The 21010-nt window shown below is 72.3% G+C and carries 17 protein-coding genes; 11 read left to right on the top strand and 6 right to left on the bottom strand.

Translation table 11 applies throughout. The features are described 5' to 3' along the window. Positions 1 to 108: 108 nt before the first annotated feature. Both ABZW17_RS45235 and eccE read right to left on the bottom strand, forming a co-directional pair. A complete protein-coding gene (locus tag ABZW17_RS45235) occupies positions 109 to 828 on the bottom strand; it encodes a hypothetical protein (RefSeq protein ID WP_354828740.1) in 720 nt (239 codons plus the stop codon). Continuing rightward, positions 825 to 2006 carry a type VII secretion protein EccE gene (eccE, locus tag ABZW17_RS45240; RefSeq protein WP_354828743.1) on the bottom strand — a complete coding sequence of 394 codons (1182 nt, stop codon included), beginning with the start codon at positions 2004 to 2006 and terminating at the stop codon, positions 825 to 827. Before eccE ends, ABZW17_RS45235 begins: the two co-directional genes overlap by 4 nt. Before the next feature lie 681 nt (positions 2007 to 2687). On the opposite strand from eccE, the gene eccB reads away from it, so the two are divergent. From eccB to ABZW17_RS45255, 3 genes are all read left to right on the top strand, one after another. Further along, on the top strand, positions 2688 to 4325 hold the full coding sequence (gene eccB, locus ABZW17_RS45245) for a type VII secretion protein EccB (RefSeq protein ID WP_354828746.1): 1638 nt from the start codon (positions 2688 to 2690) through the stop codon (positions 4323 to 4325). A 64-nt stretch (positions 4326 to 4389) separates the two neighbouring features. Further along, entirely contained in the window at positions 4390 to 4704 is a 315-nt protein-coding gene (locus ABZW17_RS45250; protein WP_354828748.1) for a hypothetical protein, read from the top strand. Beyond that, entirely contained in the window at positions 4701 to 5705 is a 1005-nt protein-coding gene (locus ABZW17_RS45255; RefSeq protein WP_354828750.1) for a WXG100 family type VII secretion target, read from the top strand. Before ABZW17_RS45250 ends, ABZW17_RS45255 begins: the two co-directional genes overlap by 4 nt. A 13-nt stretch (positions 5706 to 5718) precedes the next feature. Here ABZW17_RS45255 and ABZW17_RS45260 read toward each other — a convergent pair whose 3' ends face one another. Beyond that, positions 5719 to 7335, bottom strand: a complete 1617-nt coding sequence (locus ABZW17_RS45260; RefSeq protein WP_354828752.1) for a S8 family serine peptidase — start codon at positions 7333 to 7335, stop codon at positions 5719 to 5721. 20 nt (positions 7336 to 7355) lie between these two features. Next, a complete protein-coding gene (gene eccD, locus ABZW17_RS45265) occupies positions 7356 to 8720 on the bottom strand; it encodes a type VII secretion integral membrane protein EccD (protein ID WP_354828754.1) in 1365 nt (454 codons plus the stop codon). A gap of 314 nt (positions 8721 to 9034) precedes the next feature. Here eccD and eccCa point away from each other — a divergent pair, with 314 nt between their 5' ends. The 5 genes from eccCa (at position 9035) to ABZW17_RS45290 (ending at position 16438) form a co-directional block, all read left to right on the top strand. After that, positions 9035 to 13048, top strand: a complete 4014-nt coding sequence (gene eccCa / locus ABZW17_RS45270; protein ID WP_354828757.1) for a type VII secretion protein EccCa — start codon at positions 9035 to 9037, stop codon at positions 13046 to 13048. Between the two features lie 103 nt (positions 13049 to 13151). Continuing rightward, positions 13152 to 15158 (top strand): type VII secretion-associated protein, encoded by a 2007-nt coding sequence (locus ABZW17_RS45275; protein ID WP_354828760.1) that lies wholly within the window; start codon positions 13152 to 13154, stop codon positions 15156 to 15158. Between the two features lie 14 nt (positions 15159 to 15172). Then, positions 15173 to 15511 carry a hypothetical protein gene (locus tag ABZW17_RS45280; RefSeq protein ID WP_354828762.1) on the top strand — a complete coding sequence of 113 codons (339 nt, stop codon included), beginning with the start codon at positions 15173 to 15175 and terminating at the stop codon, positions 15509 to 15511. A 255-nt stretch (positions 15512 to 15766) separates the two neighbouring features. Beyond that, positions 15767 to 16093: a WXG100 family type VII secretion target gene (locus tag ABZW17_RS45285; protein ID WP_051767682.1), complete on the top strand. Its 327-nt coding sequence runs from the start codon at positions 15767 to 15769 to the stop codon at positions 16091 to 16093. A gap of 51 nt (positions 16094 to 16144) precedes the next feature. Beyond that, on the top strand, positions 16145 to 16438 hold the full coding sequence (locus ABZW17_RS45290; protein ID WP_354828765.1) for a WXG100 family type VII secretion target: 294 nt from the start codon (positions 16145 to 16147) through the stop codon (positions 16436 to 16438). A 97-nt stretch (positions 16439 to 16535) separates the two neighbouring features. Here ABZW17_RS45290 and ABZW17_RS45295 read toward each other — a convergent pair whose 3' ends face one another. Together ABZW17_RS45295 and ABZW17_RS45300 are read right to left on the bottom strand one after the other, a co-directional pair. Further along, positions 16536 to 17198: a DUF4333 domain-containing protein gene (locus ABZW17_RS45295; RefSeq protein WP_354828768.1), complete on the bottom strand. Its 663-nt coding sequence runs from the start codon at positions 17196 to 17198 to the stop codon at positions 16536 to 16538. A 26-nt stretch (positions 17199 to 17224) separates the two neighbouring features. Continuing rightward, complete coding sequence (locus ABZW17_RS45300; protein ID WP_354828771.1) at positions 17225 to 18118, bottom strand: hypothetical protein; 894 nt, start codon at positions 18116 to 18118, stop codon at positions 17225 to 17227. Positions 18119 to 18376: 258 nt separating this feature from the next. Between ABZW17_RS45300 and rplM the strand changes: the two genes are divergently transcribed. The 3 genes from rplM (at position 18377) to glmM (ending at position 20892) form a co-directional block, all read left to right on the top strand. Continuing rightward, positions 18377 to 18829: a 50S ribosomal protein L13 gene (rplM, locus tag ABZW17_RS45305; protein WP_004560141.1), complete on the top strand. Its 453-nt coding sequence runs from the start codon at positions 18377 to 18379 to the stop codon at positions 18827 to 18829. Positions 18830 to 18843: 14 nt separating this feature from the next. After that, positions 18844 to 19356 carry a 30S ribosomal protein S9 gene (gene rpsI, locus ABZW17_RS45310; protein WP_354828775.1) on the top strand — a complete coding sequence of 171 codons (513 nt, stop codon included), beginning with the start codon at positions 18844 to 18846 and terminating at the stop codon, positions 19354 to 19356. Between the two features lie 201 nt (positions 19357 to 19557). Next, positions 19558 to 20892 (top strand): phosphoglucosamine mutase, encoded by a 1335-nt coding sequence (gene glmM, locus ABZW17_RS45315; RefSeq protein ID WP_354828778.1) that lies wholly within the window; start codon positions 19558 to 19560, stop codon positions 20890 to 20892. The last annotated feature ends 118 nt before the right edge of the window (positions 20893 to 21010 follow it).

The raw sequence follows: 21010 nt of genomic DNA on the forward strand, positions 1-21010 counted from the left end.
CCCCGCCCCGCCCGCCCCCCCAACCCCCCCACCGTCCCCCCCCCCCAGGTGGGTGTGTGTAAGGGCGGGTACAACCCACCCTAACACCCCCCGACAGCCGGGGACGGGTCAGTCGCCGCGGCGGACCGGGCCCAGGAGTTGCTGCTCGTTGCTCGTCGTCACCAGGCGCAGCGGGCGCCAGAGGTTGCGGCCCAGGGCCACCACCTGGTCGTCCTTCAACATCGTCAGCTGCCGCATCATCTGCGGCGGCAGGTTCCAGATGCGGCCCGCCAGCTCGGCCTGGCCGGCCGGGAGGCGCTGCATGAGCACCAGGTCCGCCGCGTTGGCCGTCATGCCCGCCTGCGGGTGCAGGTAGGGCAGCACGTACACCGTCGTCTGCCAGGGCGAGCGGGGCGGGAACAGGTCCTGCGGGGTCGGGCCGCCGTCCGTCACCACCAGCAGGGGCGCGTCCTCCGACGGCCGCGGGAGCTCGACCGGGGAGAGCCGGCGGATCTGCACCAGGGGTGACGGCCGTCCGTCGCGGCTGCCGGCCGCGCGGGACAGCACCTGCCACTCCGTCGGGCGCCCGGTCGCCACCACGACCCACGCGCCGACCGCCATCGCGCGCAGGGCGACCTGGCGGGCCAGGTACAGCCCGCCCACCAGCACGATGCGCGTCGGCGTCGAGCGCAGCGCGGAGATCGTCAGTGGCTCGCCCTTGAGGCCCGAGCCGAGCACGATGCCGCCGCGGTCGCCCGACGGGCTGATCGCGTCGAGCATCGCGGGGTCCACCGTGAACTCCGGCGCCACCCCGCTGTTCTGCCCGGCGTCGCGGACGCGGGAGCTCATGCCGTACCTCCGATCGGCAACGTCGCGGCGAACGCGGAGACCTGCAGCCCGCGCAGCGGCGTCAGGTCCACCCCCAGCCGCTCGGACAGCCCGTGCAGCCGCTGGTCGGCGGCGTCGAGCTCACGCGGGTTCCGGGCGCTCAGCCGGACCACGCCGCGCAGCCCGATCTTGCCTTCGTCGGACGCCGGCGAGATCGACATCGCCAGCGTCGCCGACAGCGCGCGGACGCTCGTCAGCGCGTTCAGGCTGCTGGTGACCTTGCCCTTCGGCCAGCCGGTGATGGCGTAGCTCGCGTGCCCGATCCCGGCCGCCGTCACGCCGGACCAGCGTTCCTGCAGCGTCACCTTCGCCGGCGAACCGGCCACGGCGGTCAGCTCCGCGGCCGAGATGCTCGCCCGCAGCAGCTCGTCGGGGTCGAGCGGCCGCGTCGGCACACCCTGGGACTCCAGGGCGTTGCGCACGCGGGACAGGGCTCCGATCAGCGCGCGGTGGGCGCCGACGACGCCGCCGCCGCGCTCCCGGATCGCCGCCGGGCAGCGCCGCGGGTCGAGCCGGATCGCCACCCACGTCGTCCGCCGCGCCGCCGCGGGCAGCGGGCCCAGCACCTCCATGTAGGAGCTCAGCGCCGGCGAGTCCGACGGCAGCGCCGCGCTGCCCGGGTAGCAGTGCCAGATCATCTGGATGGAGTCGAGGACCACGCCGCGGTCTTCGAGGCAGGGGGCCAGCGCCGACAGCGGCAGGCTCGGCGCCCCGTCGGCCTGGGTGATCAACGCCGGTGCCGGCTCGACGAGCAGCACCGCCGTCCACGTGCCGTTGTTCCAGGCGATCCCGACCTGCTGGCGTTCGTGGTCGACGCCGTGCGCGACGACGAGGTCGGGCACGGCGATGCGCAGCAGGTTCACGCGGGCGTCGTCGGGGCCGGTGACCGCGGTTTCCTCGGCGGCCAGTTCCTCGACGGTGCTCGGCGGCAGCGGGTTCGCGACCCGGTCGTGCGAGCGGAAGGAGTAGCGCAGCGTCAGGCCGACCCACTGGGTGAACCAGCGGCCGCGCCAGCGCAGCAGCGCGACGATGAGGGCGAAGCCGACGATGCCGACGCCGATCCACTTCAGCTTCATGTCGATGGCGAGCAGCACCAGGCCGATCGCGAGGCCGACTTCGAGCACGACGAGGTTCGCCACGGGAAGGGGACCGAGGGTGACGCCGGAGGAGCGGCGCCGCGCGGGCGGGGCCACCCGGGCCGGGCCGGGCGGGGGAGTGGCGGGCGCGCTGTCGTCGGGTCCCTGCGGGCCACCGGAGCCGCCGCCGGGACCGCCCGGGCCACCGGGACCGCCCGGACCACCCGGACCGCCAGGACCACCCGGACCGCCGGGGCCACCGCCGCCGGGACCACCCGGGCCGCTACCCGGGCCACCAGGACCGCCGGGGCCGGGACGCCCACCGGGGCCACCGGGCCCGCGCGGCGGCATGCCGGGGCCGCCGGGGACACCGTGGGGTCCCGTCGGCGGTCCAGGAGGTCCGGCGGGGGCACCGGGAACGCCACCGGGTCCGCCGGGACCACCAGGGCCGCCGGGGACGCCACCGGGTCCGCCCGGCACCCCGCCCGGACCACCGGGTCTGCCCGGCCGCGGCGGCGGGCCCGGCTGGCGTCCGGGCGGCGGGGGCCCGGGCGGGCCGGGCGGGCGTGGCGGGTTGGTGACGGACATCGCCGCTTTCTCTTCCCCTCGTGCTTGCTGCATACCCGGAAGCCGGGTCCCGGGGTGCCCGACCCTAGCCTGAGTTGGTAGAAACCCCACACCAGACGGTCCCCGTACGGCTATCCTGCGGAACCGTACCGCGACGGGGAGAGCTGTAGGTCGAGAATGCCATCAACACCCACGACTAAGTCTCAGGTCCAGGCGTACCAGTTCGTCCTGCGGCGGATGCAGTCGGCGCTGGTCCGGCGGGACGCGGTGATGCTGCACGACCCGATGCGCACCCACACGCGGGCCACGATCGTCGGTGTCGTGCTGGGGGCGCTCGGCATGATCGTGTTCGTCGTCTGGGGGCTGCTCAGCCCGGCGCCTTCGGTGCCGGCGGCCGGGAACATCGTGATCGGCGAGCAGTCCGGCACGGTGTACGTCGTCACGGGCAACCCGAAGAAGCTCATCCCGACCTTCAACCTCGCTTCGGCGCGGCTTCTCCTGCTGGCGCAGTCGAAGCAGCCCGGCGGTGGCACCGGTGGCGCGACCGCGGCGCCCGCCCCGGCCGCGGCGGCGGGCGCGTCGAGTGTGAAGAATCCCACGGTCGTTTCCGACGAGCAGCTGAAGGACATTCCGCGCGACAAACTGACCGGAATTCCGGACGGCCCGCAGCTGATCCCGACCGATTCCCAGCGGATTTCCGCCAATTGGGCGGTGTGCGACCAGGTGGTGGTCGATCCGTCGCTGCCGAACGCCGACACCGGCAAGACCAACACCTACGTTTTCGGCGGCATCGCGCCCGGCGGCCTCGGCGCCGAGCTGGGGGAGAACGAGGCCCTGCTGGCGAAGGCCGACAACGGCAAGACCTACCTCGTCTACCGGCTGCCGAGCTCGCGGAACCGGCCGAACGCGAACACCGTGCGCGCCGAGATCGACGTCGACAACCCGAACGACGCCGTCCGGACCGCCCTGCAGCTGCCGCCCGGGCCGCGGAAGATCACCCAGGGGCTGCTGAACGCGATCCCCGAGGTCGCGAAGCTGTCCCCGCCGAAGATCGCGAACGGGCAGGCCCCGGCGAACTTCGACGGCCTGAACGCGGGCGACGTCTTCGCCACGCAGCAGGCCGGCGAGACGACGCTGAACTACTGGGCGATCACCCGCAGCGGCATCCAGCGCGTGTCCAACGCGGTGGCCGACATCATCCGCGTGGCGAAGAACGGCAGCTCCGGCAAGATCCAGACGCTCGGCCCCGACAAGCTGGCCGGCGTGCACGTCATGCAGCCCACCGACCCGGACTACATCGCGGTCGACGACTTCCCGCGCTCGGTGCCGACGGTCCTCGACGCGACGAAGAACTCGTCGGTCGCGTGCCTGGGCTGGTCGCTGGTCGGGTCCGGCCCGGACCAGGACGGGCACACCTCGGTGTACGTCGACACGCAGCTGCCCGGCCAGAAGAGCGCCGGCGACAGGTTCACCCCGATGACGGTGACCACGCCGGGCCCGAACCGCGTGCCGCTCAACGGGTTCTACCTCAAGCCTGGGTTCGCCGCGGTGGTCCAGTCCGCCACCGGCAAGGCCAGCTTCGGCAAGGGCCAGATCCAGCTGATCTCCGACCGCGGCGTCCGCTACAGCGTCCCGGACGCCCAGACCGCGGACGCGATCGGCCTGAACAACCGGCAGCCGGCGCCGGAGTCGATCATCGGGCTGCTGCCGACCGGGGCGTCGCTGAACACCCAGGACGTGCTGCGGCAGTTCGACTCGGTGCCGATCGACCCGAACGCGGGCACCTACCCGACGGCCGCGCAGCCGGGGAACTGAGCGGAACCGCCGGGCCCCGGCGGACGTCCCACGCTCGAACGTTGTCTTGGCGAGCGGAGGTGCCGTGGCCGGCTTGAGGATGGACGGCGTCGTCGTCGCCGGGTACGCCGTGACGGCCGAAGCCGCCGCGGACGACCTGGACGCGGCGGCGACCGAGGTCGGCGGCGACGTCACCGACGAGTCCTACGGGGCGTTGGGGGCGCAGATCGGCCTGGGGGCGTCGTACGGGCGGGCCGCGGGCGCGTTGCGGCGGCAGCTGACCGACGGCGCGGAGGCGCTGCGCTCGGCCGCCGAGGCGCTGCGGCAGGTGACGGTCCGGCACGGCGGGCAGGACGCCGAGGCCGCCGAGCTCATCAAGCGGGCCGGGCGGCTCGGATGACGGCCGGATCCCCGCCGGTGGCGTCCGGAGACCTCGCGGCGGCCGCCGAGCCGTACCTGGGTTACCTGTCCGACCTCGCGCGGCAGCTCGGCCTGCTCGACCCCGTCGAGACGTACTTCCGGCCGCTGCTCGGCCGCTGGACCGACCTCGGCGCGGAGGCGGACCGCCTGCGCCAGGCGGCGACGGCCGCGGCCGACGTCTCCACCCGCCTCGACGACCAGCTCGGCCGCCTCGACGCGGGCTGGGAGGGCCGAGACGCGGACGCGTTCGTGACGTACATGCGCGAAATCGGCGCGGCGGGCGGCGACCTCCAGGAGGCCCTCACCACCCTGGCGGCGGCGCTCGACGACCTCGTGACGACGCTGCGCCACATCGTCGTCGACCTGGTGGAAGTGCTGGTGGACGCGGCGGAGCTGATCTCGGAGACGATGCTGCTCCCGAGCGGTGGCACGAAGCGCGCGCGGGCCCAGGTGGAGGAGACGCAGGAGTCGGCGAAGGCGCTGTTCGAGACGGCGCGGGACGTGCTGGAGGCGTTCGACCGGCTTTGCGACGGCGTCGACGACCCCGACGCGGCGTCCCGGACCATCGAGATCCGGCACCGGTACCCGCAGGAGAAGTTCAAGCTCCACGACGACGCGTTGAACGAGGCAGGTTCGGCCGACGCGCCTTCGGCCGACGAGGTCATGACACCGTCTTCGGCGAGCGAACCGGCGGAGGGCCGCCACACCGGCGCGGCCGCCCCGGGTTCCCCCGCCGACGCACCGCCGCCGGCACCGCCTGCGGAAGAGCTGCACGGCACGTCATCCGGAATGCCGATGATGCCGATGATGGGCTTCGGCGCCATCGGCATGGGCGGCGGCCAGTCCCGCCGCCCGTCGAAGACCCGCCCGGTCACGAAGCCGTCGGAGCTGCTGGGCGAGCCCGGCCTGGTCGCCCCACCGGTGATCGGCGAGGACGAGACCCAGCCACCGAAGAAACCCTCGGCCCCACCCGCGAAGTAAGGCCCCGGGTGGGTCAGCGGCGGGGGTCCGGCTCGGCGGGGCGGTTGCGGCGGATCGTGTGCATCACGAACAGCGTGATCAGGAGGGCGACCACGCCTCCGCCGGTGCCCGCCAACGCCACGATCACCGGGGTCGGGCTGCGGTCGTTCGCCGGGGGGAGCTGGGCCAGCTGGGGGGCCGGGACGGGGGCCTGGTTGCCCACCTCGGACGGCAGGACCTGCGTCAGCGCCGCCACCGGGTCGATGACGCCGTAGCCGATGAAGTTGTCACGGCCGCCCGGAGCGGCGGGGTGCTGGGCCGTCTCCTTGATCCGGTTGATGATGCCCTTCGAATCCAGGTTCGAGAACTTCGCCTTCACCAGCGCCGCCAGGCCCGCGACGTAAGGCGCCGCGAAGCTCGTGCCCTGGATTTCGGTGGCCTTGTCGCCGTTTTCGAACGTCAGGTTCGCCAGGCCGTCGGACCCCTCGGCGGGGTCGAGCGAGGTGATCTTCGTGCCCGGTGCCGCGACGCCGACCCACGGGCCGTGGACGCTGAACGGGGCGACGCTGCCGGCCTGCTCCTCGATCGCGCCCACGGAGAGGACGTCGTCGGCGAACCACGGCGGGGTGACGATCGTCTTGGGCTTGTTCGCGTCCGGCTGGTCGTTCTGCGGGCAGGTGTCGGTGACGTTCCCCGCGGCCGCGACGATCACGATGTTCTTCGACGCCGCGTAGTGGACCGCCGCCTGGACCTGCTGTTCGCCGGTGGTGATCGAGCCGTCGGCGGTCCGGCAGTTGTCGACCGACATGTTGATGACGTCGGCCTCGCCGCGGTCGGCGATACCGCGGATGATCTCGGCGAGCGTCTTCAGCGTGCCCGCCGTGCCGGCCTTCTCCAGCTGCCGGCCGCCGTTGGACTGGCCGGGCGACGTCCCGTCGCCCTCGCCGCTGCCGCCACCACCGCCGGGCGGCGGGGCCGACGACGAAGACCCGGGGGGCGGGCTGGTGCTCGAGGACGGCGTGCCGCCGGTGCTGCTCGCCGGCGGGGCCGAGGTCTGCGTGTCCGGCTCGTAGTTCTCGCTCAGCTGGCGGTAGGACACGATGGTCGAGTCCGGCGCCACACCGATGAACCCGACCTCCGGGTTGTCCGGCTTCGCCGCGATGATCCCGGCGACCTCGGTGCCGTGGCCGTCGCAGTCTTCGAGCCCGGGCGGCTGCCCCTTCGACGGTGTCGCGACGTACTCGCCGCCGGACTTCAGCCGGTCCTGGAACCAGGGGTGCCGGGTGACGCCGGTGTCGATCACGGCCACCCTGATCCCGCCGCCGACGCTGCCGGTGGCTGCCTTGACGATCTCCTGCGCCTTCGAGATCTGGAGGTAGTCCTGGCCCCACGGCCGGTTCTTGAGCACGATGTTCTGCCCGAGGGTGCTGCGCTGGACGCAGCCCTTCGACGGCTTGTAGGGCTTGTCCGGCTTGCGCTCGTCCGGGATCAGCTTGCTCTCGTCCACGGGCGGCGGTTTCGCGAAGTAACCGTCGGCTGCCGACTGGGCGTGCGCGGGCAAGGCACCCAGGGGCGCGAGGACGCCGATCGCGCCGGCGATCAGCGCCGTCGTCGCTCGCCGGGTGGCGCCGAAACGCCGTGCTGCTGCCATCGGAGATTCACCCGATCCGGTCACTTGAAGTTCAGGTGCCGCAGGGTGGTGTAGAGGTCCATCACACCCAGGGCGAGGGGCAGCACCGAGGCGATGCAGACCGCTTCGATGATCTCCACGGTGCGCCGCAGCGGCGGCGAGAACCGCTGGTTCGGGAAGATGACCCCGACCACGAGCGCCCCCGCGGCCAGCAGGACCAGCGCACCGAAGACGTAGAGCAGGCGGTTCTGCGCGCCGGCCGTGACGAGCCAGCCGATGGCGATCCCGGTGGCCGAGACCAGGCCGGTGGTGAGCAGCGCGATCGCCTGGCTGCCGTTGGCGTACGCGCGGGCGCGCAGCAGCAGGACGAGCGTCGCGACGACGCCGAGGATGATCCCGAACGCGCCGGGCGCGGTGGCGGCGATGATGGCGGCGACCGCGACGGTGGCCCCGCAGCCGACCATCAGGCCGGTCATGTAGTTGTGCGCCACCGCCGTGCGGCGCTCGATCGCCCGGTAGTCGGGGAAGCCGGAGTCTTCCTTCAGCTCTTCGGCGTTGCTCGGGACGTGCGGCAGCGGCAGCTTCGCGAGCCAGATCGTGGCGCGCGGCAGGATCGAGATGCAGGCGAGGGCGACCGCGACGGTGCCGGCCGCGATCCCGGCCGCCGGGTGCGCGACGAGCGTGCCGAACAGGAAGGCCAGCGCGCCGAAGGTGCCCGCGGTGGCCGCCGCGATGAACGTCGTGATGCCGGCGCCGATCACCATGATGCAGACCGAGGCGACGATGATCACCAGCACCGCGCCGAGCAGCAGGTTCGCCCGCATCGACAGGCCGGGCACGATGTAGAAGCCGCTGACGAAGGCCAGCGGCAGGCCGCCGGCCGCGGCGATCAGCACGCCGGTCTGCTCCGCCTGGTAGCCCTTGGCGAGCGTCGCGCCGACCGCGACGCACGCGATCGCGCCGATGCCGCCGGCGATGGCCGCGCCCAGCGCGCTGCCGCCGTAGAGCGAACCGCTCATGAACAGCGCGACGGCGGCGGCGAAGAGCGCCAGCCCGCCGGCGATGTGCCCGAACCGGTTCGCGGTTTCCTTGGTCCACGGGCGGAAGCTGTCGGGGGAGGACTCCGCGATGGCGTCGACGACGTCGTCGTACAGCGGCGGCGGCGGGTTCTCGTTGCGCTTGCGCAGCTGCAGGAGTTCGCCGTCGACGACGCCGAGCGAAGCCAGGGTCCGGCTCGGGTCGAGCGGGGCGTCGCCGAGCTTCGCCAGCGCCCAGCCGCCGTGGCGGGCGCCGCCGTCGGGCGAGGTCTCCTTGGCCATGTCCAGGAGCATCGGCAGGAGGTCGGCCACCGCGACGTCGGCGGGCAGCGCGACGTCGATCCGCGTGGAGGGCGCGACGACCGTCACCCTGCTGAAAACTGTCGTGCCCGTAGCCACCGCACTGCCCCCGCTCTGATGAGACGTCTCCTGGGGGAACTTATACCGAAGCCGTCCGCGGGCAGCACCGAACGTCCGAAAATCACCGCCGTCCGCAGCTCACCGGGCCGAAGGCGCCATTACTGTCGGTGCCCCGCCGTACACTCGGCGGACGAGATCGGGGCAGGTTCCACGGGTGTTGCGGCATCCGCCGGAATCCGCCCGCGGCGTTCGATAGGTTGTTCCGCGCACCTCGTACACCACCGCGGTGGCCGCCATCGTCGAGTTTGAAGAGGGGTCCTTCGATGAGCACGCTGCAGTTCAAGAAGTCGCCGCGGCTGGCGGCACCGCGGCCGCCGGGCGGTGAGGTGCACCTCGAACCGCCACCCGAGGTGCCCCGGGTCATCCCCGGCAACATCGTCATGAAGGCGCTGCCGATCGTGATGATCTTCGCGTCGATCGGGATGATGGTCTTCATGTTCACCGCCAGCGGGCGGAACCCGATGATGATGGCCATGGGCGGCATGATGGTCGTCGGGACGCTCGGGATGATGGCCGGCGGTGGCGGCAAGGGCGGCGGCGCCAAGCGCGCCGAGATGGACGAGGACCGCAAGGACTACCTGCGTTACCTGGGCCAGATGCGCGACCGCGCCCGTGAGGCGATGGTCGACCAGCGCGCCGCGCTGGAGTGGGTGCACCCCGATCCGCAGTCGCTGTGGCCGCTGGCCGGCAGCCGCCGGATGTGGGAGCGGCGGCAGAACGACCAGGACTTCCTGCACCTGCGCGTCGGGCGCAGCTCGCACCGCCTCGCGACGCGGCTGGTCCCGCCCCAGACCGGCCCCGTCGACGAGCTGGAGCCGATCGCCACCCTCGCCCTGCGCCGGTTCGTGCGCGCGCACTCGATCGTCCCCGACCTGCCGACCCAGATCACGCTGCGCGGGTTCGCCGCGGTCAGCATGCAGGGCGACCGCGCGCTGACCCGCGGCCTGACCCGCGCGATGCTCGCGCAGCTGGTCGCCTTCCACAGCCCCGACGACGTGCTGATCGCGGTCGCCACCGCGGGCCGCGCGAAGGAGGAGTGGGAGTGGGCGAAGTGGCTGCCGCACGCCCAGCACCCCACGCTGTCGGACGGCATCGGCCAGCTCCGCATGATGGCCGGTTCGCTGGCCCAGATCGAAGACTGGCTCGACGAAGAACTGCGTGACCGCCAGCGTTTCTCCCGCAACGCCACGCCGGCGCCGGACCAGCCGCACGTCGTCATCATCATCGACGACGCCGAGGTCACCCGCGAAGAGCAGATCGTCCTGGAGGAGGGCCTGGTCGGCGTCACGATGATCGACCTGTCCGACTCCCTCGGCAACCTCGCCGCCCGCCGCGGCCTCCGGCTGGTCGTCGAGCCCGACAGGCTGGGCGCGCGCAGCGCCGGCGGCGTCGAGTGGTTCGGCCGCCCGGACACCCTGAGCCTGGTCGAGACCGAATCCCTGGCCCGGCTCATCTCGCCGTACCGCGTCGGCGGGGCCGCGGGCCAGGACGTCGGCGACGAAGAGCCGCTGCTGTCCAACCCGTCGCTGCTGGAACTGCTGGGCATCCCGGGCGACCCGATGACGTTCGACGTCCAGCAGGCGTGGCGGCCGCGGCCGATCCGCGACCGCTACCGCGTCCCGTTCGGCGTCGGCGAGTACGGCCAGCCGGTCGAGCTGGACATCAAGGAAGCCGCCGCCGAGGGCATGGGCCCGCACGGCCTGTGCATCGGCGCGACCGGTTCCGGCAAGTCGGAGTTCCTCCGCACGCTGGTGCTGGGCCTGCTGGCGACGCACTCGTCCTCGACGTTGAACTTCGTCCTCGTCGACTTCAAGGGTGGCGCGACGTTCCTGGGCCTGGACAAGGCCCCGCACGTCTCCGCGGTCATCACGAACCTCGCGGACGAGGTCACGCTGGTCGATCGCATGAAGGACGCGCTGGCCGGCGAGATGAACCGGCGCCAGGAGGCGCTGAAGAACGGCGGCAACTTCAAGAACGTCTGGGAATACGAGAAAGCCCGCGAAAACGGCGCCGACCTCGACCCGCTGCCCGCGCTGTTCATCGTCTGCGACGAGTTTTCCGAGCTGCTGAGCGCGAAGCCGGACTTCATCGACCTGTTCGTCGCCATCGGCCGGCTGGGCCGGTCGCTGCAGATGCACATGCTGCTCGCCTCGCAGCGCCTCGAAGAAGGCAAGCTGCGCGGCCTCGACTCGCACCTGTCGTACCGGATCGGCCTCAAGACGTTCTCGGCGGCGGAGTCCCGCGCCGCGATCGGCGTGCCGGACGCGTTCGAGCTGCCGTCGGTCCCCGGTGGCGGCTACCTCAAGTACGACACGTCGACGCTGGTGCGCTTCAAGGCGTCCTACGTCTCGGGCCCGTACCGGCCGGCCGGGCTCAAGGCGGCCGGCCCGGCGGCGACCGTTGTCCGCGCGGACAAACGGCCGCAGCTGTTCGTCCCGGACTTCGTCGAGCTGCCGAAGGAGCCGGAGCCGCAGCAGATCGAGGCGCCGGTGCAGCAGGAGCAGCGCCAGCCCGAAGAGGCGGTCGAGCCCAGCGAGCTCGACGTCATCGTCTCGCGGCTGATCGGCCAGGGCCCGCCGGCGCACGAGGTGTGGCTGCCGCCGCTGAAGGACCCGAACTCGCTCGACACGCTGCTGCCGAACCTGAACCCGACCGACGACCGCGGCCTCTCGCCGGTGGGCTTCTTCGGCAACGGGCGGCTGCAGGTGCCGCTGGGCATCATCGACCGGCCGTACGAGCAGCGCCGCGACCCGCTGTGGGCGGACTTCTCCGGTGCGTCGGGCCACGGCGTGATCGTCGGCGGCCCGCAGACCGGCAAGTCGACGATGCTGCGGACGCTGATCATGTCGATGGCGCTGACGCACACGCCGGAGGAGGCGCAGTTCTACTGCCTCGACCTCGGTGGTGGCACCCTGGCCGGGCTCGCCGACCTGCCGCACGTCGGTGGCGTCGCGGTGGCCCGGCGCGAGCCGGACAAGGCCCGCCGGATCGTGGCCGAGCTGACCACCCTGCTCACCGAGCGCGAAGGCCGGTTCGGGGCGATGGGCATCGACTCGATGACCGAGTTCCGCAACCGCAAGCGCCGCGGCGAGATCCGCCCGGAGCAGGACCCGTTCGGCGACGCGTTCCTGATCGTGGACAACTGGCGGGCCCTGCGCGACGACTTCGAAGAGCTGGAAACCACGATCACCCGGCTCGCCACCCAGGGTCTGTCCTACGGCGTGCACGTGGTCATCGCGGCCAACCGGTGGGCCGACATCCGCCCGGCGATCAAGGACATGCTGGGCACCCGGTTCGAGCTGCGCCTGGGTGACCCGACCGAGTCGGACATCGACCGGCGGATCGCGGTGAACATCCCGGCCGGGCGGCCGGGCCGCGGCCTCACCCGCGACAAGCTGCACATGCTGGGCGGCCTGCCGCGGATCGACGGCTCCAGCGACCCGGAGACGATCGCGGCCGGCGTGGCCGACGCGGTGGCGAAGATCAAGGGCGCGTGGCGCGGCCGCGTCGCGCCGCAGGTCCGCCTGCTGCCCGAGCTGATCACCTACGAAGAGGTGCTCAAGCTCGACTCCGCCCGGGACTCCAAGCTCATCCCGATCGGCGTCAACGAAGAGGACCTGCAGCCGATCTACCTCGACTTCAACGCCGAACCGCACTTCTACGCCTTCGCGGACGGCGAGTCGGGCAAGACGAACCTGCTGCGGCAGATCGCCCGGGGCATCTCGGAGCGCTACACCGCCAAGGAAGGCCTGATCCTGCTGGTCGACTACCGGCGCACGATGCTCGGGTTCGTCCAGGGCGACTCGCTGCTCGGGTACGCGGTGTCGGCGGCGCAGCTGGAAAGCATGATCAACGACGTCTTCAACTCGATGACCCGGCGCCTGCCCGGCCCCGACGTCACGCAGGAGCAGCTGAAGACGCGGTCGTGGTGGAAGGGCCCGGAGCTGTTCATCCTGGTCGACGACTACGACCTGGTGGCCACCTCGAGCAACAACCCGCTGCGGAAGATCTCCGACTTCCTGCCGCAGGCCAAGGACGTCGGCCTGCACCTGGTGGTCGTGCGGCGCACCGGTGGCGCGAGCAAGGCCATGTACGACCCGATCATCGGCAAGCTCAAGGAGATCGCGGCGCCGGGCATGGTGATGAACGGCTCGCGGGACGAGGGTGCGCTGGTCGGCAACATCAAGCCGTCCGCGATGCCGCCGGGCCGGGGCAACATGCTCACCCGCAAGTACGGCAAGCAGCTGATCCAGGTGTCGTGGATCCAGCCCGACTGAGTACCGCGGCGGGACGGCCCGGCGCGGAGGGTAGGTTCCTCCCCGAGGGTGCGTCCCGCCGGCGGGACGCGGGGGAGCGCGACGAAAACTGCGGGAGCTGCTGGTGACGGTCCGGGTTGCGGTGGACTTCGGGACCTCGAGCACCTGCGTCGTCGCCTCGGTGAACGGGCGCGAGCCGCAGGTCGTGGTGATCGACGGCCAGCCGCTGATGTCCTCGGCGGTGTACGCGGCGGCGGACGGCACGCTGTTCGTCGGCCAGGAGGCCGAGCGGCAGGCGGCCGTCGACCCGTCGCGGTACGAGCCGAACCCGAAGCGCCGGATCGACGAGGGCGAGCTGCTGCTCGGCGAGAACGTCCTGCGGGTCACCGACGTCGTGCACGCCGTGCTGGGGCGCGCGGTGGCCGAGGCGCGGCGCCTGGCCGGGGACGCCGAGGTCGACCTGCTGGTGCTGACCCACCCGGCGGACTGGGGCGCGATCCGCACCCGGCTGCTGCGGCAGGCCGCGGGCGGGCTGGCGCGCGAGGTCGCCCTGGTGCCCGAGCCGGTCGCGGCGGCGGTGTACCACGCGGCGACGTTCGCGCCGCAGGAAGTGACCAACGACCGCACCGTCGAGTTCAGCGGCCGCCCCGGCGACGCGCTCGCGGTGCTCGACCTGGGCGGCGGCACGGTCGACGTCAGCGTGGTGCGGCGGCTGCCGCCGGACACCGGGCGGGACCGCGCCGGCCGTCCGCAGCGCGGCGGCTTCCAGGTGCTCGCCACCCGGGGCGACCCCGGCTTCGGCGGCGCGGACATCGACCAGGCGCTGCTGGAGCACGTCGGCTCGCTCGTGGCCGGTGCGGACCAGGACGCGTGGCGCCAGCTCGTCGAAGGGCGCGAGCTGGTCGACCGGCGCCGCCGCCGCGTGCTGCGCCAGGACGTGCGGGGCGCGAAGGAGACGCTGTCGCGGCACGCGTACACCGACGTCCCGATGCCGCCGCCGTTCGCCGACGCGCACGTGACCCGGGAAGACCTCGAACGGCTGATCGCGGCGCCGCTGGGCCGGGCCGTCGAGCTGACGGTCGCGTCGATCGGCGACGCCGGTCTGCGGCCGAAGCAGCTCACAGCGATCTTCCTGGTCGGCGGGTCCAGCCGGATCCCGATGATCTCGCGGCTGGTGCACGAACGCACCGGCGTCGTGCCGACGAGCCTCGACCAGCCCGAGACGGTGGTCGCGCGCGGCGCGCTGCGGGCGGTGCTGGTGGACCCGGACCGCACCGGCGCGCTGCCGGGCGAAGCGATGGCGCGGCTGGGCGCGGCGCCGGGTGGCGCCACCGGTCCGGCGGCCCAGCGCACGGAGATCGTCCGGCCCGGCGACGTCGCCCCGCGCCCGGCGCCGCCGCGCACCCCGCCCGCACCGGGCGGGTTCCCGCCGAACGCGAACCGCCCGGCACCGCCGCCGACCCCGCCGGCCCCGCAGCCCGGCCGTCCGGGCGCCCGCCCGTGGACGCCGCCCGCCGGCCAGCCCGCCCTGGCGGGCCCGCCGTCCGGGGTCCGGCCCGCACCCGAGCCGGCCGGGAGGAACCGCCGGAAGCTGTGGGGCGTCGTCGGGATCGCGGTGGTCGTGGTGGCCGCGCTCGTCGTCGGCGGGATCTTCGTGTTCCGCGGCTCGGGGGGCCAGACCGAGGCCGGCCGGACGCTCTCGCAGTACAACTTCAAGTTCGTCGCGCCCCAGGACTGGGTGCAGACCGACGACCGGGTCGCCGAGCGGCAGGTCGTCATCCACCCGCAGGAGTCCCAGGGCGGCAACGACCTCCTGGTCGCGCAGGAGTACGTCATGGACTACGACGCGACCGCGGACCCGCAGAAGCTCGTCGACGAGCTCAAGCGCAGCGCGGACGCCGATCCCGCGCGCTGGAGCGCGTTCAACCCGAGCCTGTCCTACGCGGGCAAGACCGTGATCGGGTACCACGAGAGCAAGCCGGACCGGCCCGACCTCCAGGTCGACTGGTACGTCGTGGCGAAGGGCCGGATCCGGGTCCACGTCGGCTGCCAGTACGCCACGCCCGCGCTGCGGGACCGGGTCGGTGCCGCCTGCACGCAGGCCGTGCGGACCGTCGAAATCCTCAACTGAGAGGCGGGCACGCGGTGCCGTCCGGAGAGTTCGAAAGCGCGGCCGCGTCGTTCCGGCGGGCCGGCCAGGACGCGGTGACGCACGCGCGGCGCGTCGCCGGCACCGCCAAGGCGCGGAACCAGCGCCACCACAGCGAAAACGCCGACCTCCTGAAGCAGAACGGGCGCGGCGCGAAGTCCGGCGACCCGACACCGGGCACGCTGCGCGCGGCCGCCGAACGGTTCCGCCGCGCCCGCGGGCTGGCGGTTCCCGATCCGGTTCCTTCGCGTTCGCAATCTCCGGCCCAGGCCCCTCGATCGGGTGATGAGGACGAAGACTTTTCCCAGATGCGAATCATGCAGCGCGATCGGTGAAACCGCGCCGCGCTTGCTGTGCGCGTGCTAATCCCGCTGGTAGCGAACGCATTTCCGGGTGATGCCTCACCGGTTCGGGTGGATCTCCGGATACCCGTGGCGATCGGTTCCCGGTGTGGGCGTTAACGCAAGCAACTACTTCCGGGCAAACCACGACAAGGGGGAACCGGACGTGGCAGGGTCTGCGTCGTAGGGCCGTACGAACGAACAAGCTTGGTTGCGGCCAAACTCCACATCACAGAAGGGGGTCCCGTCATGAGCGGTGGGCCTGGTTTTCAAGGGACAGTTGCCCAGTTCACCGACGCCGAAGGCAAGGTGACCGAGGTCCGGGCGCAGATGGACCAGAACCTCGCGACCCTGCGCGACCGCATCGAGGCCACCCGCGCCGGCTGGCAGGGCGAGGCGAAGAAGGCGTTCGACCACGTGATGATGCGGTTCGACGACGACGCCCGCGGCATGGCGCAGGCGCTGCAGCGCATCGGTGAGCTGCTCCGCGAGGCCGGTTCGAAGTACGAGCGTTCCGAGCAGCAGCAGCAGGAGATCCTCAGCGCCGTCAACGCGGGCTTCGACCAGCTCGGCTGAGTTCCACCCCGAAACTTCACCTGAACTTCCTCCGCACAAAAGGAGCTCATCATGCCTGACACGCCCGGCATTCTCGTCAATTACGCGACCATCCGCGCGGCCGCCGACGACTGCACCCAGACCGGTGGCGAACTGCAGACCGCGTTCGACCGCCTGAAGGACGACCTCAAGCCGCTGGTCACCACCTGGACCGGTTCCGCGAAGGAGCAGTACGACGCTGCGCAGCGCACCTGGGACCAGAAGTTCGAGGACCTGAAGCAGGTTCTGGCGCAGATCGCCGCCGCCCTGCCGCAGATCGCCGACGGCTACCAGTCCACGGACAACGCCGTCGAGAGCCTGTTCTGAGCCGGTAGCGACGGAAACCACGGCGGGCCCGCACTCCGGTGCGGGGCCCGCCGTTTTCCGTTGCCGGGCAAGGAAACCGCGGCTCGCGCCGCCGAACTCAGTGCGGTGCGCCGACCTCGTACTCCGGCCGGTCGTTGAGCACCCGCACCGTCACCTTCTTCGGCTGCCCGCCGATCACCACCGTGCAGTCGAACGTCGTCCCGTTCTGCGCGGCCTCGTTCGCCGGGCACCGGGCGTTCTTCACGTCCGGCTCACCGAAGTTCTCGTTCAGGACCTTCACCACACCGTCCTGAAGGGACTGCTGGTCCAGCACGTCCCCGCGGAACGCCCCCAGCAGCCAGGCCGCGCCGCCGCCGAGGGCGAGCACCAGCACCACCGTCACCGCGATCAGAGCCGGCTTCTTCGACTTCGGCTTCTTCTCCGGCTCGGCCGCGAACGCGCCCAGGCCGCCGTACTGCGCTCCCTGGAACCCCTGGAACCCGCCGCCGTACTGCAGCTGTCCGGGCGCCGGCGGCTGCTGGGGCGTCGGCTGGGAGGGCGGCTGCGCCGGTCCGCCTTGCGGCCACGGCCCGGAGAACGAGCCCGACGGCGCCGGGGGCCACGCGCCGGTGCCCGGGTCGGCCGTCTGCTGCCACTGCCCGGAGTGCGGGCCGGTCGCCTGCTGTTCGGGCTGCCACCCCGCCGGAGCGCCGGGCGGGGCGGACGGCGGCTGCCACCACTGCGGCTGCCGCGGGTCGGGCGGCTGGGACGGTGGTGTCATCGGAGATCACCTCGGGTCGTGGTCACTCAGCTGCCCTGTGCTTCGCCGAGCTTGCGGTAGAAGTCGTCCATCGCCGCCCGGTCCGGCAGCACCGTGATCTGGCTCGCGTCCGGCAGCTTCGGCATGTCCTGCAGGCTCGCCTTGCCGGTGAACCGGAACTCGTACTTGAGCTCGACCTGGTGGCCGTCGCCGGCGAACTTGGCCTCCATCAGGAACGAGGCCAGGCTGCCGTCCGGGTTCAGCGTGATCGTCGCCGGGACCGCGGCCTTCTTCAGCTCCGGGCCGACCTGGCCGGTGATGCTCGGCGGCAGGATCTCGACCCGGTCCTTGACGAAGATCCCGAACGGCACGTTCACCGTCAGCGCGGTCTTGCCGTCGCCGAGGCTCTTCGCCCCGCGGACCGCCCGCTTGTCGGCCTCGTACGCCTCCACCGTCGAGTCCGCCATCCGGCACGGCGTCAGCACCCCGCCCCAGGCGCACGGCACGACCAGGCCGCCCTCCGGCTTCGGCATCGACACCCACGCCGTCGGCGAGACGCCCTTCTGCACGTACATCGGGCCGAGGTAGGTGTACTCGACCGCGCCGTCCGCGGGCGTGTACGTGTCGATGATCTCGTCCGGGTTCTTCTGCGAGCGGTGCCGCACCGCGCGGCTCTCCGGGCTGCCGGTGCGCGCCGACGTCACCGTGCTGTTGATCCACTTGTCGTCGAACTTGAAGTAGGCGTCCAGCGAGTTGGTCACGTCGCGGGAGCCGGTGATGGCGTCCGACAGCTTGCCGATGACCTGCTCGAACTTGGCGCCGACGTAGTCCGCCGCGTCGTCGCCCTTCGGCAGCGCGGTGCCCGCCTTCGCCGTGCCGCAGGCGCTGACCAGGGCCAGCACGGCGCCCAGGACGAAGATCGCCGTCGGTCGTCTGCTCATGCCGTCCCCTGCTCGCCTGGTCCTGGATGGCCCCATCCTCGCCTGCCGCGGCGGCGCGTGCAGGCGCTTCGGCGGGAAAAATCCGGTAGGGTCCCCGCTGCGCCCGGGCCGCTTGGAGCCTAATATGGGCGCATCCACCACCCCCCATGCGCGGGTGCGGTGACCGTGGGGGTATCTTCATATGTCGTTGTGCGCTGCGGCGCGTAAGCGCTAGGCCCGCACAGAACCCACACGCAATGTTGACGACGAGGTAGACCCTTGCCCACGTACAGCCCCAAGCCCGGCGACGTCACTCGTGCCTGGCACGTGATCGACGCCGAGGATGTCGTGCTCGGACGGCTGGCGACCGAGGTCGCCACGCTGCTGCGCGGCAAGCACAAGCCGACCTACGCCCCGCACGTGGACACCGGTGACTTCGTCATCATCGTCAACGCCGAGAAGGTCGCGCTCACCGGTAACAAGCGCGAGCAGAAGTTCGCGTACCGGCACAGCGGTTACCCGGGCGGTCTGCGGAAGCGCTCGTTCGGCGAGCTGCTGGACACCAAGCCCGAGCACCTTGTCGAGAAGGTCGTCAAGGGCATGCTGCCGAAGAACAAGCTCGGCCGCGCCCAGGCGAAGAAGCTGAAGGTGTACGCCGGCCCGCAGCACCCGCACGCCGCGCAGCAGCCGCAGGCGCGCGAGATCACCAAGATCGCGCAGGTCGCGCAGTGAGTGAGGAACAGTCTGTGACCAGCACCGAGACCGAGGCCCCCGAGGTCGTCGAGACCGCTGAGGCGACGACCGAGGCGACCGAGACCGGCGTCGTCGCGACCAGCGAGACCGCTGCCGCGCCGCGTCCGTCGCGTGCCGCCGGTGGCAACGCCCAGACCGTCGGCCGCCGCAAGGAAGCCGTCGTCCGCGTGCGCGTCGTCCCGGGCACCGGTGTGTTCAAGCTCAACGGCCGCACCCTCGAGGAGTACTTCCCGAACAAGGTGCACCAGCAGCTCATCCGCGAGCCGCTGGTCACGGTCGAGAAGCCGGACTCGTTCGACATCTTCGCCAACCTGCACGGCGGCGGCGTCTCCGGCCAGGCCGGCGCGCTGCGCCTGGCGATCGCCCGCGCGCTCGTCGAGGTCGACGCCGACGACCGCCCGGCCCTCAAGAAGGCCGGCTTCCTGACCCGTGACGCGCGCGCCACGGAGCGGAAGAAGTACGGCCTCAAGAAGGCCCGCAAGGCCCCGCAGTACAGCAAGCGCTGATCGCGCCTCTGGCGCAACCCACCGGAGCGCCCATCCGTCCATCGGATGGGCGCTCCGGTGTTTTCAGGACCGGTGTTCCAGGACCCGGTGTTTTCAGGGGGTGTTTCGTCTCCGCGGTCCCGAGCGACACTCGGGGGGTGGGGAACGGCGGTCCGCCCACGTCGCTAGGTTGTCGTGGTCATTCCACAAGGAGGTCGATCGATGGCACGCCTGTTCGGTACCGACGGGGTACGTGGCCTGGCCAACGCCGAGCTGACGCCGGAGCTGGCCCTGGCGCTGGCGGCCAGCGCCGCCCGCGTGCTGGCCGCGCACGACCGCTCGCACCGCCCGGTCGCGGTCGTCGGCCGTGACCCGCGCGCCAGCGGCGAGATGCTCGAAGCCGCGGTCGTCGCAGGCCTCACCTCCGCGGGGGCCGACGTCCTGCGCGTCGGCGTCCTGCCGACGCCGGCCGTCGCCTACCTGGTCGGCTCGCTCGAGGCCGACCTGGGCGTGATGATCTCCGCCTCGCACAACCCGATGCCCGACAACGGCATCAAGCTCTTCGCCGCGGGCGGGCACAAGCTCCCCGACGGCATCGAGGACGAGATCGAGGCCGGCCTCGCGGACGGCAAGGTCCGCCCGACCGGCGCCGGTGTGGGCCGCGTCACCGACGTCGAGGACGCCCTCGACCGCTACGCCACCCACCTGGTCGACGCGACACCGCACCCGCTCGCCGGGCTGAAGGTCGTCGTCGACTGCGCAAACGGCGCTTCGTCGGCCGCCGCGCCCGAGATCTACCGCCGGGCGGGTGCCGAGGTCGTCGCGCTGTTCGCCGAGCCGGACGGCGTCAACATCAACGAGCACTGCGGCTCCAACCACCCGGAGAAGCTGCGCAAGGCCGTCGTCGAGCACGGCGCCGACCTCGGCATCGCGCACGACGGCGATGCCGACCGCTGCGTGGCCGTCGACTCCGCCGGCGAGCTGGTGGACGGCGACCAGATCATGGCGGTCCTGGCGCTGGCGCTGGCCGAGGCCGGTGAGCTGGCCAAGGACACCCTGGTCGCGACCGTGATGAGCAACCTCGGCCTGCACCTGGCCATGAGGGCGCACGGCATCACCGTCGTGACGACCGCGGTCGGCGACCGGTACGTCCTCGAGGAGCTGCGCGCCAGCGGCCTCGCCCTCGGCGGCGAGCAGTCCGGCCACGTCGTGCTCCCGGCCCACGCCACCACCGGCGACGGCCTCCTCACCGCGCTCCGCCTGATGAGCCGCATGGCCGCGACGGGCAAGTCCCTGGCCGACCTGGCGGCCGTGATGAACCGGCTGCCGCAGGTGCTGGTCAACGTGCCGGTCGCGGACAAGGCCGCGGTGGCCGGCTCCTCCGAGGTCCGCGACGCCGTCGGCGAGGTCGAGGCCGAGCTGGGCGAGGAGGGCCGCGTGCTGCTGCGCCCGTCCGGCACCGAGCAGCTGGTCCGCGTGATGGTCGAGGCCCCGGCTCAGGCCACCGCCCAGGCCGCGGCCGACCGCCTCGCGGGCGTCGTCTCCGCCGTCTCGTAACTCCCGGTCGTGAGTGAGAAACAGTGTTTGTAAAGGGGTTGTAAAAGAAGCAAAACATCGGCCGGGGCCCGCCCGGGGGGTGCGGGGGGGGGGTGGGGGGGGGGGACCCCCCCCCCCC

Source organism: Amycolatopsis sp. NPDC004625 (genome assembly GCF_040609695.1).
Classification (GTDB): Bacteria; Actinomycetota; Actinomycetes; order Mycobacteriales; family Pseudonocardiaceae; genus Amycolatopsis.